Source organism: Streptomyces sp. WM6372 (genome assembly GCF_001279655.1).
In the GTDB taxonomy this organism is placed as follows: Bacteria; Actinomycetota; Actinomycetes; order Streptomycetales; family Streptomycetaceae; genus Streptomyces.
On record NZ_LGDB01000212.1, the window covers coordinates 17,372 to 33,306 of the forward strand.

The window sequence follows — 15,935 nt, forward strand, 5'->3', positions numbered from 1 at the left end:
CCGCTGCGACCGGCCCTGCGGTCCGAGCGCGCCGACCGCTCCGAGCGGAGGCAGCCCGAAGGGAGAAAGGCCGACATGAGCACGGCGATGCTGCCCCCCGAGGCCGAAGCCGAGATACTCGCCGAGCTCCGCAGGCTGCGCGCCCGGGTCCCCCAGCTCACCGGCGCCCTCGCCGGCAGCGCCGACGGCCTGGTCCTCGCGCAGGACAGCGCCGCCACCGAGGCGGAGTCCGTCGCGGCACTGACCGCCGCCGCCCTCGGCGTGGCCCAACGGCTCAGCGACACCACCGGCCAGGGCGGATTCCGCGAACTGCTCATACGCGGCGAGCACGGATACGTGGCCACCTACGCGGCCGGGGACGCCGCCGTCCTCACCCTGATCGCGGAGCCCCGCGTCAACGTCGGCCGGCTCCATCTGGAGGCCCGCCGCTCCAGCCTGCGCATAGCCGAGCTCATCGACCACGTCCTCGGGCGCCGCGGCCCCGAGGTCCCGCACGTCCATGTCGGTACGGACCGGGCGTAGTCAGTACAGACCGGGCGTGAAAGCCCACCGGAAAACCGTCTGAAATTCGCCAGCACACAGAGAAAGAAGAGGAGCCACTCATGGCCAACGTGGAGACCGCTCTCAAGGAAACCCTCGCCACCATCGACGGCGCGATCGGCGCCGCCCTGGTCGACTACGGCAGCGGCATGGCCCTCGGCACCATCGGCGGCGGCAAGGACCTCGACCTCACGGTGGCCGCGGCCGGCAACACCGACGTGGTCCGCGCGAAGGTGCGCACCATGGAGATGCTCGGCCTCAAGGACGAGATCGAGGACATCCTGATCACCCTCGGTACCCAGTACCACCTCATCCGGCTGCTCAAGAGCCGCGACTCCAAGGGGTTCTTCCTCTACCTCGCGCTCGACCGCGGCCGGGCGAACCTCGCGATGGCCCGGCACCAGCTCATGAAGATCGAGGCGGAGCTCGAAATCTGAGCAGACGTTCGGTCCGACCCCGACGCCGAGGTGGCGGGCGGCTGAATTCTTTGCCGTCCGCCCCGGGGGTCACGGGTCATATGTCCAGGATGGGGGGACTTTATCATCCCGTTACCGAGTAGGATGCTCTCATCACCTGATCATCGAAATAGCTTGAAACGCTGGAGAACCCGCCACCCATGCCCCCGCGCCTGAGCATCGTCGTCCCCGTCTACAACGTCGAGCTCTATCTCGACGAGTGCCTGGAGTCCATTGCCGCCCAGACGTTCGCCGACTTCGAGTGCATCCTCGTCGACGACGGGTCCACCGACACCAGCGCCGTCATCGCCAAGGCCTTCGCCGCGCGGGACAAGCGTTTCCGGGTCGTCATGCAGGAGAACGCCGGACTCGGCGCCGCCCGCAACGTGGGAGCCCGCCACGCCGCCGAGGGCAGCGAGTACCTGGCCTTCGTGGACAGTGACGACACGATGCCGGACTACGCGTACGAGCGCCTGATCGCCGCCCTCGACGAGACCGGTTCGGACTTCGCCGGCGGCAACGTGAAGCGTTTCCGCTCCGTCGGCATGCAGCAGTCCTGGGGCCACCGGGCCGCCTTCGCCAAGACGCAGCTGAAGACCCACATCTCCAAGTTCCCGGCGCTGGTCACCGACCGCACCGCGTGGAACAAGGTCTACCGGCGCAGCTTCTGGGACGAGCACGGATTCCAGTACCCCGAGGGCATCCTCTACGAGGACGCCCCCGTCAGCATCCCCGCGCACTACTTCGCGTCCAGCGTCGACGTCATCAGCGACTGCGTCTACCACTGGCGCGTGCGCGAGACCGGCGAGCGCTCCATCACCCAGCGCTCCACCGACCCGGTCTCCCTGATCGACCGCGTCACCTCCGTCCGCCTGGTCCGCGAGGCCCTCAAGGCCAAGGAGGGCGCCAAGTACGCCCGCTACCTGCGCGACTACGACTACAACGTGCTGAGCGAGGAACTCCCGCTCATCTACAAGTACGTCGGTGAGGGCGGAGCCGACTTCCGCGCCGCCTTCGTCAAGGAGGTCGGCGGCCTCGTCCGCGAGATCGGCACCGGCCCCTGGTCCGACCTGACCGTCGCCGACCGCCTCAAGGCGTACCTGGCCCGCGAAGGCCGCGTCGAGGACTTCATCGCCCTGACGAAGCACCAGAGTGACTACGCGTACAGCGTCCCCGTCAAGGGGCTGGCCCGCCCGCAGGCCGACTACCCGTTCCTGCACGGCCGTCCGCCGGTCCCCGCCAAGATCCTCACCCTCGGCCCGCGCGAGCGCCGCGTCGTCAGCCGCCTCGAGCAGGCCGTCTGGAGCGACGGCAAGCTGCTGCTGCGCGGCTACGCGCTGCCCGGCCACCTCGGCGCGGAGAGCCGCCTCGGCTCGCGCAAGATGCTCGTCTTCCGCGAGGGGGGCAAGCGCCGCCGTACCGTCGTCAGCGCCCGTACGGTCGCCTCCCCGATGGCCACCGTCAACGCCGCGCACCTCGCGCTGCGGCACGCCGACTGGGCCGGCTTCACCGCCGTCGTCGACCCCACCGCCTTCCAGTCGGGCGGCAAGTGGAACGACGGCATATGGACCACCTCCGTCGCCGTCACCGGCGCCGGCGGCCTGCACCGCGCCCGCCTCAAGGGCGGTGAGTCCGACTCCGGCCAGAACCCGCCCGCCCACTGGGTGACCCCGGACGTCCGCATCGTGCCGAACGCGACCGGCGCCCTCACCATCCAGGTCGAGACCGTCCGGGCCCGCGCCCTCGACGTCCGCCGGGCCGGCGAGGACGCCGTCGAGGTGGCCGGCGAGCTGGCCGCCGAGATCGGCGCCGGCGCCACCCTGCGCGCCGAGCACGTCTCCACCGCCGCCGTCCTCACCTTCCCGATCGAGACCGCCGCCGCGAGCGGCTCCGGCGGCGCCGGCCGGATCCCGTTCACCGTCCGCGTACCGCTGGCCGAGCTGGCCGCCGTACCGGACGCGGTGTGCGAGCCCGGCGAGTGGGCCCCCGAGCCGTGGAGCCTGACCGTGGTCGGCGCCGACGGCTCCGAGCACCGCCTCGCGCACGACGAGCGCGGCGGATTCGACGGCCTGGTCGTGCCCCTGCCCGGCGGGGACGCCGACCGCGCCCTCTTCGCCAAGCGCGGCAACACCGGGCACCTGACCCTCTCCGTGCAGCCCTCGCCGCCGCTCGTCGACTCGGTCACGGGCCAGGACGGCACCCTCACGGTCAAGGGCCGGTTCGTCGCGCCGGCCGACGAGCCGTACGAGCTGGTCCTGCACGACGCGCACGGCGCCGAGTTCAGCTACCCCGTCACCCGGGACGGCGACCGCTTCGCATCCACCTTCGAGCCGGTCCTCCCCGAGTCCTACGCCGGCCGCACCACGCTGCCGAAGGGCCGCTGGTGGCCCACCCTGCGCCCGCTCGCCCAGGGCGGCACCACCGCGGGCCTGCTCGGTGTCGACCGCGGCGCCCCGGTGCAGCTCGCGCCGACCGCCCTGCACGCCGGACCGCACGCGATCACCGTCCAGGGCCGCCGGATGCGGGTCGAGGCCCGCTTCTACGACCGCATGGTGCTCGTCGCCGACCCGCTGCTCAGCCCGCACGACCGCTCCCGGTACGCCCAGCGCGTCACCCGGTACGAGACCTACCCGGCGCAGCGCGCCCTGCCGGTCAAGGACATCGTCGTCTACGACACGCACCAGGGGAACGGCGCGGGCGACGCGCCCCGCGCCATCCACGAGGAGCTGCTGCGCCGCGGCGAGAAGCTGGACCACGTCTGGCTCGTCCGCGACGGCCGCGCCGAGGTCCCCGCGACCGCCCGCGCCGTGCAGTACGACAGCACCGAGGCCTGGGAGGTCCTCGCCCGGGCCCGCTACTACGTCGTGAACGACAGCGTGCCGCGGCGCTTCCAGCGCCGCGCCGGCCAGATCGTCGTCCAGACCTGGCACGGGACGCCGATCAAGGAGATCGGCCACGACTTCATCCACGACTACTACACGAGCCCCGAGATCCTGGAGGGGCTGGAGCACGACAGCGCCCAGTGGTCGCTGCTCGCCTCCCCGAGCTCGTACGCGACGCCGCTGCTCAAGCGCGCCCTCGGCTACCAGGGCGAGGTCATCGAGTCCGGCAGCCCGCGCACGGACGCGCTCGTCAAGCCCGACGCGCAGCGGATCGCCGAGGTCCGCCGCCGGCTCGGCCTGCCCGAGGGCAAGAAGGTCGTCCTCTACATGCCGACCTGGCGCGAGAACCGCGAGGGCTGGTCGGGCGGCTACAAGCTCGACCTCCAGATCGACCTGGACGCGGCGCGGCGCGAGCTCGGCGAGGACCACGTCCTGCTGGTCCGCGGCCACCACCACGTGACCGAGCAGGTACGGGACGACGTGCGCGACGGGTTCGTCGTCGACGTGTCCCGCTGGCCCGACGCGACGGACCTGCTGCTCGTCGCCGACGTCCTGATCTCGGACTACTCCTCGGCGCTGTTCGACTTCGCGCTCACCGACCGGCCGATCCTGCTCTTCACGTACGACCTGGAGCACTACCGGACCACGCTGCGCGGCTTCAACTTCGACCTGGAGGCCAAGGCCCCCGGCCCGCTGCTGGCGGACTCGGCGAGCCTGATCGAGGCCGTGCGCGGCGCGGACGCGGTCGGGGCGGAGTTCACGGAGGCGCGGGCCGCGTTCCGCGCCGAGTTCTGCGACCTGGACGACGGCGGCGCCGCCGAGCGCGTCGTCGACCGGATGCTCTCCATGGCGGCCGAGCCGGCGGTGTAAGCCGTCGGAGTGCATTCAGGAAGCGTTGCCGACCGGCCCCGGGCCCACCGATGAATTTCGGGCCCGGGGCCGGTCTGTATTGGAGCGAGACGGTGCCCCACCGCACGGACTCGACCACGCACCCGCCTGGAGGCAGTCATGAGCAGCAGCAACGGATTCACCACGTGTCTGTGGTTCGACGGCAACGCGGCGGACGCCGCCGACTACTACGTGTCCGTCTTCAAGGACGGGAAGATCGGCCGGACCGGCTACTACAACGAGGCGGGACCGGGCACGGCCGGTGACGTGATGGCCGTCGAGTTCGAGATCAACGGTCAGAAGTTCATGGGCCTCAACGGCGGCCCGCAGTTCCCGTTCACCGAGGCGATCTCGTTCCAGATCCACTGCGCCGAGGAGTCGGAGTCGGACTACTACTACGACGAGCTGACGAAGGACGGCGGCCAGGAATCCGCGTGCGGCTGGGTCAAGGACAAGTTCGGGGTGTCCTGGCAGGTCATCCCGCCCGGCGCCATCGACCTGATCACCGACGCGGACCCGGGGCGGTCCGCCCGCGCCACCGCGGCCATGATGAAGATGAAGAAGCTGGACGTGGCGGAGATGCGCAGGGCGGCCGACGCCGGCTAGGCCTCGACGCCGCCCGCGGCGATACGGGCCAGCAGGGCCGGGAGGGCGGTCCCGATCGGCTCGCGGATCACCTCGTCGGCGAGGGAGTCGTACGGGGTCTCCTCGGCGTTCACGATGATCAGGCGGGCCCCCGCCTCGGCGGCCATCCCGGCCAGCGAGGCGGCGGGCTGCACCTGGAGCGTCGTACCGACGGCGATGAACACCTGAGCGCCCTTGGCCACGGCCACGGCCTGCGCCAGCACCTCGGGGTCGAGCCGCTCGCCGAACATCACGGTCGCCGACTTGAGGATCCCGCCGCAGACCAGGCAGGCGGGATCCGGTTCCCCGGCGGCGACCCGGGCCAGCGCCTCGTCCATCCCCGACCGGGCGTGGCAGGCCGTGCAGAGCACCGCCCGGGCGGTCCCGTGCAGCTCGAACACCTTCCGCGGCGGCATCCCGGCGAGCTGGTGCAGTCCGTCCACGTTCTGCGTGATCACCCGGACCGGGGTGCCGGTGCGCTCCAGTTCGGCCACGGCCAGATGCGCGGCATTCGGCTGCGCCGCGAGGGCCCCGACTTCGGCGCGCATCCGCCAGGAGCGGCGCCGGATCTCCGGATCCGCCATGTAGTACGCGTACGTCACCAGCTTCTCGGCCTCGGGATCCCGGCGCCACAACCCCTGCGGCCCCCGGTAGTCCGGAATCCCGGAATCGGTGGACATCCCTGCTCCACTGAACACTGCGACGAGTGGCTTCCCCATGTCCCCGACCCTACGTACGGTCGGCCCGGACCCGCGACCGCATTACGCGGCGGGGGTCCGGGAGGGGCGTTCCTGCGGTGAATCCCGCCCCCCACAGGAGTGAGATCCGCGGTCCACCCCTGCCCGTGAAGACGCCCGGTGGTTACACATCCCGCATGAAGACCACCCCGTACGGCCTCGGTGCCCTGCTGCTGACCCTGCTCGCGCTGCCGGCGCCGGCCCTCGCCGCCGCCGCTGCCGATCCCACCCCGGTCGGCGCCCGCCACCGGCACACCGCCCCCGAGATCAGTACCTTCCTCGCCTCCTTCTACGGCCACCACGGCCCCTCCGCGCACGACCGTGACCAGCGCGTCTCGCAGCAGCTCAAGGAGAAGCAGGCGCACGCCCCGGGCTCCGACGTGCTGCTCTGCGCCCAGAAGGAGCCGAGGAACGAGCCCCAGGACATCGCGGTCGGACCGGTCACCGTCGCCCAGTCGGCCGGGGTCGGCTGGGCCACCGTCACCACCCACTGGGGGGCCGACCAGCAGGACACCTTCACCGCGTACGTGCGCCTCGACTCCCGGCCGATCAAGCTCGACGACGTGATCTGCGCCGGCTGACCCCTGGTAGACCGTCTGGTACAACACCGGACATGACGGGATTCGAGATCAGCGGCGCGAGCGCCGCCGACATGGAACTGATCCGCCGCTGGGCCGACGAGGAGGGGTGGAACCCGGGGGACTCCGACCGCTTCGCCTTCGCGGTCGCCGATCCGGCCGGCTTCCTCGTCGGCCGGATCGACGGCGAGCCGGTGGCCTGCATCTCGGCCGTGCGGTACGGGTCCGCCTTCGGGTTCATCGGCTTCTACATCGCCCGCCCCGCCTTCCGCGGACAGGGCTACGGGATCCGGCTGTGGCAGGCCGGGATGGAGCGGCTCGACGGGCGGCTCGTCGGCCTGGACGGGGTGGTCGACCAGCAGGACAACTACCGCAAGTCCGGGTTCTGTTCGGCCTGGAACAACGTCCGCTACGAGGGAGTCCCCCAGCCGAACGGCTCGGGTGGCGGTGACGGTGCTGGTGGTGGCGGTGGAGACGGCGCCGGGTTCGAGGTGGTCGACGCCGCGTCGCTGCCCTTCGGGCAGCTCGCCGCCTACGACCGCCGGTTCTTCCCCGAGGCGCGCGACGCCTTCCTGTCCGCCTGGACCGGGCTGCCGGGCCGTACCGCCCTCGCCGCCGTCCGCGACGGCCGGATCGAGGGCCTCGGGGTGATCCGCCCGTGCAGCGGGGCCTCCCGGATCGGCCCGCTGTACGCCTCCGCCCCGGCCGTCGCGGCCGCCCTGCTGCACCGGCTCGCGGAGCACACCCCCGACGGGGCGGTCGCCGTGGACGTGCCCGACGCCAATCCTGCGGCCACCGGCCTGCTGGCCGGCCTGGGGCTGGCCCCCTCGTTCGAGGCCGCCCGCATGTACACCGGGCCGGCGCCGGAGGTGGAACTGGCCGGGCTGTACGGGGTGACGAGCCTGGAACTGGGCTGACGGACGCGGGGCGGGCGCGGGACGGGCGGAGCTCCGGGCCGCGTGGTCCGTGGTCCGGATGCCGGATGCCGGATGCCGGATGCCGGATGCCGGGCGGCGGTCGCACGACGCCGCCCGGCCGGTCGCGTCGTGCCGGGTCAGAAGCCGAAGAGCGCGCCGCTGGTGTGCCGCAGGCCGCACGGGTTGCCGAAGGTGTACGAGTAGTTCAGCCGGCGGCCCTGCCACACCCCGTCCGCGGTCACCGTCATCGGGTTCCACTCCCGGGTACAGTCGACGCCCGGTCCGGGCGCGGCGACCGCGTCCAACCGGTGCGAGTTCGCCCGCAGTTCGGCACACGCGGAGGCCGGGGACGGGTGCGTCCCGCCGGGGGTCGGCGCGCAGACGAGCGTCACGGCGCGCATCACGGTGCCGTGCGCGGCGTCCTCCCCGGCCGTGATGCTCAGGACGAGGGCGGAGGGCGCGTACAGGCTCTCCGCACCGGACGGTGCGGCGTCGGCAGCTCCGGGCCAGGCCAGGGCCGTGAGAGCGGTGAGCGCCATGGCGGCGGAACCGAGGCCGAGACCCTTTGCGATGGACCGCATTTCGAACTCCCTTGAGTGGTTGCTTCGGATAGCGGACAGGAGTCTTGCCGACACGGACCGTGAACGCCCGTTCGTACCCCCATTTTTCGTCACCGATCGTAAGCGAATGTATGCAGACCGCAGCGGTGTGAGAGGTGCTGACCTGTGGGGGAGCGCACCGCCGAAACGGCCGAACACACGCGCTGAAACATGCGCGGGGGCGGTTCCGGGCCGGTTCCGGGCCGGCTCCGGTCCCGCTCCGGGGCGCCTTCCGCGCCCGCGCCCGCGCCCGCGTCGAGGCCGCGGCGCGCCGCTAGCGGGCCGTCGCGATGCGAGGGGCGTAGAGGTCGATCAACCGGGTGCGGGTCTGCTGGAGCCGCAGCGCGAGCACGCGCCCGACCCAGTGCCCGATGGCGGAGCCGAAGGCGGGATCGGCGTCCATCAGCATGCGTACGGAGGTCGCGTCGAACTCGTACGAGCGCACCGGGGTCATCGCCTCGGCGCTCAGCTGCCAGGTGTACGGCGGGAAGAGCCAGGACCAGCCGACGAGTTCCCCGGGGCCGAGGTTCTCGACGGGGGCGGGCCGGCGGGCGGGCAGCGGGATCTGGAGCGTCACCGTGCCGGATCGCACGATCCAGAAGGACTCGGCGCGCGAGCCCTCCTCGAAGATCCTCGCACCCTCGGGGAAATTGACCTCGCGGGCCTGGGACATCAGCCGCCCACGGTATTCGGCGGAGAGGACGGCGGCGATTCGGATGGGGGAAGGTGTGCTCACGACGGCCTCCGATCAGGGCCCCCCGATACCCCCAGTGTGACCGACACCCGGACGAATCCGGGCGCGGCGCATCACCCGGTTGTTCGAGTACCCGCACGGGCGGCCCCGCACACGGGTTCGGCGGCCACGGCGGCCGACTCCCCGAAGTCGGCCGGTCGCGCCCCGCGAGGGGTCATTCCTCGGCGTTGGCCTCCAGGCAGGCCAGCTCCATCGCGTCGAGGACCGCCTCGTGGCTGCGGCGGCTCAGCTCGGCGACGTTCTCGATCTGTGCCGTGGCCCAGGCCGCCAGAGTCATCACGAGGACGCGCAGCCCGTCGGTGCCGTGCTCGGCCAGGATCGCGTCGGCGACGATCATCGCGTCTTCGGGCACCTGCTCCGGCGGCTCCAGCCCGGCGAGCCCGCGCAGCATAGTGAGGGTGCGGCGGGAGATCTCCGGCGTCATCCTCGCCAGCCGCATGTCCTCTTCTTCGTCCATCCGCCCCACCCTCCCGTACGGTCCCGTCCCCCCAGGGCACGGTAGGCGCTGACGGCCCCGCGCGGGGCCGTTTCGCCAGGGTGACCACGCACGGGGAAGCGGCCCGGGCGCCGCCCCGGCCGGGAGGGCGGCCCGAGCCGACGGGTACGGGCGGTGGCGGGAAAGCCGGTGCCCGCGTGGGTTCCATGGTCGGCGACCGGCCGGTAACTTGGCCGCGGCATGCGTCCGTTGCCCGATTCCTCGCAGGAGCGACATGAAGAGCCTCATCCGTGCGCTGTGCGGCGCCCTCCTGCTCTTGGCGGGGGTCCTTCCGGCGGTGGCCGGACCGACGCCCGCCGCGGCCGCGCCGGCCGCGCCGGCCGCACCGGTCACGCCGGTCACGCCCGCGTCCCCGGCCGAGACGTGGACCCCGCCGCTGTCCACCCGCGGCCGCTACATCGTCGACGCGCGGGGCAACCGCTTCCGGCTCCGCTCCGGCAACTGGGACGGCGCCCAGGGCTCCTGGAACGGCAGCGGCGACCGCAACGACCCCGCCACCCACCACGCCGGCCAGAACTCGGGCGGCATCCCGATCGGCCTGGACCGGGTGCCGCTGCCCACCCTGCTGGCCGACTTCCGGGCCCTCGGCCTCAACAGCATCCGGCTGCCCTTCTCCAACGAGATGCTCCGCGCCACGGCCCCCGTCCCGGACGCGGCCGTCGCCGCCAACCCCGCGCTGCGCGGCCGGACCCCGCTCCAGGTCTACGACGCCGTCGTCGCCGCTCTCACCGACGCCGGCTTCGCCGTCATCCTCAACAACCACACCGTCACCACCCGCTGGTGCTGCGGACTCGACGGCAACGAGCGCTGGAACAGCGGCCGGACCACCGCCCAGTGGGCCGACGACTGGGTCTTCCTGGCCCGCCGCTACCGGGACAACCCGCGCGTGGTCGGCGCCGACCTGTACAACGAGGTCCGCCGCGACGTGCTCGACGACCCCAACTGGGGGCTCGGCGACAACCACGACTGGCAGGCGGCCGCCCAGGAGGCGGGCGACCGGATCCTCGCCGAGGCCAATCCGAACCTGCTCATCGTGGTCGAGGGCATCAACTGGACCGGCATCCCCCTGGACGGCCTCCCGCACGGCCGCCCCGCCCTGACCCCCGTACGCACCCTGTCCCACACCCTCGTCGTCTCCAACAAGCTCGTGTACTCGGCCCACTTCTACGGGTACACCGGCCCCCGGCACAGCGGCGCGACCGGCATCGGGGAGACCCACGACCTCCGCTACCAGGACATGAGCCGGGCCCAGCTCGAACAGACCCTCTACGACCAGGCCTTCTACGTCTCCGCCGAAACCGGCACCCATTTCACCGCGCCCGTCTGGGTCAGCGAGTTCGGCATCGGCGCCGACGAGACGGGCGCCCTCCCGCGCGCCTGGTTCCAGAACCTGACCGGCTATCTGAACGCCGTCGACGCGGACTTCGCGTACTGGCCGCTCGTCGGCTGGAGCACCACCGCGCAGGGCGCCCCGGGCGGAGACTCCTGGGCGATGCTCCGCTACGACTCCGCCGGGCGCCGCTCCGGCGTGCTCGACGCGGCCGACTGGCGCACGCAGCCGTGGACGGCCCTCGCGGGCACCGCCGGGCGCACCGGCCAGATCCCCGTCACCCCCGCCTGGTACCAGCTGACCACCGACCACCGCGACCACAACGCATCGCTGCGCACGCGTGCCGCCGGCGACTGGGACAGCGGGGCCCGCAAGGCGGTCTGCCCCGACGGCTCCCGGCTGGCCGGACTCGGTCACACGGCCGGCCGCGGCCTGTGCGGCACCTCCGACCTGCGGGCGTCCACGGACGGGCACACGGTGGTCCGCGACGAGGCGTACGTCCCGCAGGGCGGTGACTGGGCCACCGGCTATACGAAGCTCCAGTGCCCGGCGGGCCAGTTCCTGATCGGCTACAGCCTGCGCGGCGAGCGGGTCTCGGCGGCCCTGTGCGCGCCGAGCCGGACCGCCCTCGCGGCGGGCGGCCGCACGCTCTGGTTCGACCGCGGCGACAACCGCCCGCCCGGCGCCCCCGGCGGCGAGTACGCGTACGGCGACTACAAGGGCCAGTGCCTGCCCTCCGAGTACGCGGCGGGCATCGCCTTCACCACCCGCGCGGCCTCCCGCCCGGGGCCGGCGGCGCTCCTGTGCCGCCCCCTGCCGCCCGCCTGACCCTTCCGTCCGCGAGGCCGGCGGCGTCAGCGACCGCGTCAGCGACCGCCGTCGGCAGCGGCAGCGGCAGCGGCGTGAGCGCCGCCGCCGGCCAGCAGGTCCGGGAGGTCGCGCATGTCGGTGAAGACCACGGTGCCCGGGCCGGCGAGGTCGGCGGCCGCGGTCGGGCCGCCCGCGTAGCCGAAGGAGCGCATGCCCGCCGCGCGGGCCGCCTCGACGCCCGGGCGGCTGTCCTCGACGACCGCGCAGGCCGACGGGGCGACGCCCATGCGCCGGGCGGCGTACAGGAAGAGGTCCGGGGCGGGCTTGCCGCGGTCGACCTCGGTGGCGCTGTGGATGCGGCCCGCGAACCGCTCGTACAGGCCGGTGCGCCCGAGGGTGTGCCGCATCTTCTCGTGGGTTCCGCTGGAGGCGACGCAGGTCGGCAAGGTGATCGCGTCGAGCGCCTCGGGCAGGCCGTCGACCGCGGTGAGCCCGGCGTCCACCGCCTCCGCGTGCATCCGTGCGAAACGCTCCTCCCACTCCCGGGCCGCCTCCGCGCCGAGGCGGCGGGCGACCGTCTCCCGGTTCGAGGCGCTGGAGCGGCCGATGAACAGGCTGATCACCTCTTCCTCGGTGAGCGGCCAGCCGAGCTCCGCGCCGAGGGCGACGTTCACCCGGGCCGCGATCCGCTCGGTGTCGACGAGGACCCCGTCGCAGTCGAATATGACGAGTTCGATCGGTTCAGTGGAAGTGATCATGGCGCGAAGGATATGCGGCGCCCGGTCCGCCTGCGGCTCCCTCCGGGCGTCCGCGAATTTGGCATCCGATGCGTCAAGAGGGGTGAACAGGGGAGCAAAGGGGCCTAGGGTGCGCCCGTAGGCACGGTCGAGGACGGCGGCTGAACGACTGTTTTCGGCCAATCAGCGCACAGTGACACCGAACTGGGGGGTTCATGCGTAGATCCAGAAGGCTCGCGGCCGCTCTCGCCCTGTCCCTGGCCGGGACCGGCGCGGGCATAGGCCTCGGCCTCGTCCCGCAGGCGGCGGCCATCACCCCGCCCGTGGCCTTCACGGCCGACCCGCTGTCCACGTGGCAGCCCAACGGCGTCGTCTGGGCCCTCGCCGAGGCGGGCGGCACGGTGTTCGTCGGCGGCACCTTCTCCGCCGTCCGGCCTCCCGAGGGCGACGGCGGCGCCGAGCAGTCCGCGGTGAACTTCGCCGCACTCGACGCCGCGACCGGCGTCCCGACCTCCTGCCACCTCTCCTTCACGGTCGGCGGCGGCACCGCCACCGTCCGCGCGCTCACCCTCTCCCCGGACAAGCAGACCCTGTACGCGGGCGGCTACTTCGGCGCGGTCAACGGCACCCCGGTCTCCAGCCTCGCCGCCATCGACGTGGCGACCTGCACCGTCAAGACCGCCTTCCGCCCTGCCTTCGCGGCCACCGTGCGCGCCCTGGCCGTCACGAACGACACGGTCTACGCGGGCGGCGACTTCCTCACCGTCGCCGGCCAGCCGCGCGAGCGCTTCGCCGCCGTCGACGCGGCCGACGGCGCGCTGCGGCCCTTCCGGGCCGACGCCGACGAGCCCGGCCGCGCCGTCGAGGTCACCCCCGACGGCCACGACGTCGTCCTCGGCGGCGACTTCTTCACCGTGAACGGAACGAACTCGCACGCCCTGGCCGTCGTCGACTCCACCAGCGGCGCGCTCACCAAGAGCTACCCCGGCTTCATCGAGACCAACTCCGTCGTCAAGGACATCGCGACCGACGCGACCGGGTTCTACACCGGTAACGAAGGCACCGGCGGCGGCGTCTTCGACGGCCGGATCGCGCTCAACCTGAGCGACTTCAACCAGCGCTGGCGCGACACCTGCCTCGGCGCCACGCAGGCCGTGCTCCCGTACCAGAACGTGCTTTACAGCGCCTCGCACGCGCACGACTGCTCCAGCGTGGGCGAGTACCCCGACGGGCAGCGCCACCACCTGCTCGCACAGCCGACGACCAGCGTCGGAAAGCTGGGCTGGGCCCCCGACACCAACGACGGCATCGGCGAGGGCATCGGCCCGCGCGTGATGGCGGTCGGCTCCAAGGGCGGCGTCCAGTACCTGTGGGTCGGCGGCGAGTTCACCACCGTCAACGGCTCCGCGCAGCAGAGCCTGACCCGTTTCGCGTCGACCGGGGACACGGGCGCGCCCACCGTGCCCGTCGCGACCGCGGCGAGCTTCAGACCCGGCGAGGTGCAGGTGCGCTGGCGCACCAGCCTCGACCTGGACGACAGCGCGCTGACCTACCGGATCTACCGGGGCGGCTCGGGCACGCCGATCGCCACGGTCACGGCCGACTCGCTGTTCTTCAAGCGCCCGCAGGCCTCCTGGACCGACACGACCGTCGCCGCGGGCCAGTCGTACACGTACCGGGTGACGGCCTCCGACGCGGCCGGCAACACCAGCGCCCTGTCGGCGACCGCGAGCGTGACCGTCCCGACCTCGGCCGACGCGTACCCCAACCAGGTCCGCGCGGACGGCGCCCAGCTGTTCTGGCGCTACGACGACGCCTCCCTGCCGAACGTCGCCGACTCCTCCGGAAGCGGCAACCAGAACGGCGTGCACCTGAACGCCCCCGCCCTGCGCCAGACGCCCGCAGCGGTCTCCGGCGCGAGCACGGCGATCGGTTTCAACGGCACGGACAACCGGGTCTACGGGGACCTGCGCCAGAGCATCGGCGGCAGCTACACCATCGAGACCTGGTTCAAGACGAACACCACCCGGGGCGGCAAGCTCTTCGGCTTCGGCAACAACCAGGTGCGCGGCAGCAGTCAGTACGACAAGCACATCTACATGACCAATGACGGGCGCCTCGTCTACGGCGTGTACACCGGCGCCACCCGCACCATCGCCACCGGCACCGCCTACAACGACGACAAGTGGCACCACGTCGTCGCCACCCAGGGACCGGGCGGCATGGTCCTCTACGTGGACGGCGCGCAGAAGGGCACCCTCGGCGTCACCACGCACGAGAACTACGCCGGCTACTGGCACGCGGGCGGCGACAGCCTCGCCGCCTGGCCGGACCGCCCGACGAGCGAGTTCTGGGCGGGCCGGCTCGACGAGACGGCCGTCTACCCGAGCGTCCTGAGCGCGGCCCAGGTGCAGAACCACTACGCCCTGGCCACCGCCCCGGCCGACTCGGTCGTCCAGGTGCAGGCCGCCGAGGACACGTACGCCAACGCGGGCGCCCCGGACGGGAACTACGGGACCTCGTCCTCGCTCGCCGTGCGCGGCACCTCGCTGTACACAAGCTACCTGCGCTTCAACCTGCCCGCCGCGCCCGCGGGCACCGTGCTGAAGTCGGCTTCCCTGAGCGTGAAGACCAGCACGATGGGCGGTGCCGGTACGGCGGACACGGTCTCGGTGGTCCCGGTCACCGGTACGTGGACGGAGGCGGGCACCACCTACAACAACCGCCCCGCCACGGGCGCTCCGGCCCTCGGCAGCTTCGCCGGGATCCCGGACGGCTCGGCGGTGCACACCACCGGGCTGAACACGGCCGCCCTCGCGGGCGCGCTCGGTACGAGCTACGGCCTGGCGCTGACCAGCCCGGGTGCGGACGCGCTGTGGCTGTGGTCCTCCGAGGCGGCGGCGAACGAGGGCACGCCGCAGCTGACGCTGACGTTCGGCGCGCCGTAGCCGTAGCCGCGTCCGCGGCCGGAGGGGCGTACGGGACAGGGGGCGCGGGCCGATGCGGTCCGCGCCCCCTGTGGCCGTCCAGCCGTCTACGCCGTCGTGTAGCTGAACTCGTACGCGACGGACGTCTCGCCGTGGCGGTAGGTGAACGCCCCCGAGCCCGACAGCCCGGCCAGCTCGCCCGACCCGGAACCGGGGACCACCTCGAACGTGCAGCTGGTGCCGGAGGCGTCGAAGGTGCCGCGCTGCTCCAGGACGAACGCCCCCTTCCGGCCGTCGACGGCACCCGACAGCAGCTCCAGGCCGGTGTAGGAGCCGGTGCCCTCCCCGGTGTACGCGATCGTGTAGCCGGCGTGGGTCGCCGCGGCCTCGATGCCGCCCGTGAAGGCGTTGACGACCGTCGAGCGGGCGAGGCGCGGGGTGGAGTCGGACGAGCCGACCGGCTGCTCCTGCCAGTCGGCGAACGTGAATCGGCCGGTGGTGGTGCGGCCGGTGGTGGGGGTGGTGCTGGTGGGGGCGTCGCCGGTGGGAGCGGTGCCGACAGGGGCGTCGGTGCGGGCGGACATGGAGGACCTCCTGGTTCACGGCCGGGCGGGCTCGGTCCCCCCGACACGAGAACAGTCTGTCCGGGATACCTGACACC

Annotated in this window: 14 protein-coding genes; 8 read left to right on the top strand and 6 right to left on the bottom strand. The window is 72.7% G+C overall.

What is annotated here, in order from left to right; all coding sequences use genetic code 11:
* Positions 1–75 precede the first annotated feature (75 nt).
* The 4 genes from ADK52_RS28770 (at position 76) to ADK52_RS28785 (ending at position 5,371) form a co-directional block, all read left to right on the top strand.
* Complete coding sequence (locus ADK52_RS28770) at positions 76–522, top strand: roadblock/LC7 domain-containing protein (protein ID WP_234344296.1); 447 nt, start codon at positions 76–78, stop codon at positions 520–522.
* A gap of 80 nt (positions 523–602) precedes the next feature.
* Positions 603–977 (top strand): hypothetical protein, encoded by a 375-nt coding sequence (locus tag ADK52_RS28775; RefSeq protein WP_053692768.1) that lies wholly within the window; start codon positions 603–605, stop codon positions 975–977.
* A 179-nt stretch (positions 978–1,156) separates the two neighbouring features.
* Positions 1,157–4,747, top strand: a complete 3,591-nt coding sequence (locus tag ADK52_RS28780; RefSeq protein ID WP_053692769.1) for a bifunctional glycosyltransferase/CDP-glycerol:glycerophosphate glycerophosphotransferase — start codon at positions 1,157–1,159, stop codon at positions 4,745–4,747.
* Positions 4,748–4,885: 138 nt separating this feature from the next.
* Positions 4,886–5,371, top strand: a complete 486-nt coding sequence (locus ADK52_RS28785) for a VOC family protein (protein WP_053692770.1) — start codon at positions 4,886–4,888, stop codon at positions 5,369–5,371.
* Here ADK52_RS28785 and ADK52_RS28790 read toward each other — a convergent pair.
* Entirely contained in the window at positions 5,368–6,108 is a 741-nt protein-coding gene (locus ADK52_RS28790; protein ID WP_053692771.1) for an SIR2 family NAD-dependent protein deacylase, read from the bottom strand. The genes ADK52_RS28785 and ADK52_RS28790 overlap by 4 nt on opposite strands.
* Positions 6,109–6,263: 155 nt before the next feature.
* Here ADK52_RS28790 and ADK52_RS28795 point away from each other — a divergent pair, with 155 nt between their 5' ends.
* Together ADK52_RS28795 and ADK52_RS28800 are read left to right on the top strand one after the other, a co-directional pair.
* The gene (locus ADK52_RS28795; protein WP_053692772.1) at positions 6,264–6,707 is read left to right on the top strand and encodes a hypothetical protein; all 444 of its coding nucleotides are present in this window, start codon (positions 6,264–6,266) and stop codon (positions 6,705–6,707) included.
* 32 nt (positions 6,708–6,739) lie between these two features.
* Positions 6,740–7,621 (top strand): GNAT family N-acetyltransferase, encoded by an 882-nt coding sequence (locus tag ADK52_RS28800; protein ID WP_053692773.1) that lies wholly within the window; start codon positions 6,740–6,742, stop codon positions 7,619–7,621.
* 137 nt (positions 7,622–7,758) lie between these two features.
* Here ADK52_RS28800 and ADK52_RS28805 read toward each other — a convergent pair whose 3' ends face one another.
* From ADK52_RS28805 to ADK52_RS28815, 3 genes are all read right to left on the bottom strand, one after another.
* Entirely contained in the window at positions 7,759–8,202 is a 444-nt protein-coding gene (locus tag ADK52_RS28805) for an SSI family serine proteinase inhibitor (protein WP_053692774.1), read from the bottom strand.
* Between the two features lie 292 nt (positions 8,203–8,494).
* A complete protein-coding gene (locus ADK52_RS28810; RefSeq protein ID WP_182508717.1) occupies positions 8,495–8,956 on the bottom strand; it encodes a cyclic nucleotide-binding domain-containing protein in 462 nt (153 codons plus the stop codon).
* Between the two features lie 172 nt (positions 8,957–9,128).
* The gene (locus ADK52_RS28815) at positions 9,129–9,431 is read right to left on the bottom strand and encodes a hypothetical protein (RefSeq protein ID WP_030157868.1); all 303 of its coding nucleotides are present in this window, start codon (positions 9,429–9,431) and stop codon (positions 9,129–9,131) included.
* Positions 9,432–9,684: 253 nt separating this feature from the next.
* Here ADK52_RS28815 and ADK52_RS28820 point away from each other — a divergent pair, with 253 nt between their 5' ends.
* On the top strand, positions 9,685–11,628 hold the full coding sequence (locus ADK52_RS28820) for a glycoside hydrolase family 5 protein (RefSeq protein ID WP_053692776.1): 1,944 nt from the start codon (positions 9,685–9,687) through the stop codon (positions 11,626–11,628).
* Between the two features lie 38 nt (positions 11,629–11,666).
* On the opposite strand, the gene ADK52_RS28825 is transcribed toward ADK52_RS28820, so the two are convergent.
* Positions 11,667–12,368 carry an HAD family hydrolase gene (locus tag ADK52_RS28825; RefSeq protein WP_053692777.1) on the bottom strand — a complete coding sequence of 234 codons (702 nt, stop codon included), beginning with the start codon at positions 12,366–12,368 and terminating at the stop codon, positions 11,667–11,669.
* Positions 12,369–12,562: 194 nt separating this feature from the next.
* Between ADK52_RS28825 and ADK52_RS28830 the strand changes: the two genes are divergently transcribed.
* A complete protein-coding gene (locus tag ADK52_RS28830; RefSeq protein ID WP_053692778.1) occupies positions 12,563–15,295 on the top strand; it encodes a DNRLRE domain-containing protein in 2,733 nt (910 codons plus the stop codon).
* Between the two features lie 86 nt (positions 15,296–15,381).
* On the opposite strand, the gene ADK52_RS28835 is transcribed toward ADK52_RS28830, so the two are convergent.
* A complete protein-coding gene (locus tag ADK52_RS28835) occupies positions 15,382–15,858 on the bottom strand; it encodes a DUF3224 domain-containing protein (protein ID WP_078988678.1) in 477 nt (158 codons plus the stop codon).
* Between the last annotated feature and the right edge of the window lie 77 nt (positions 15,859–15,935).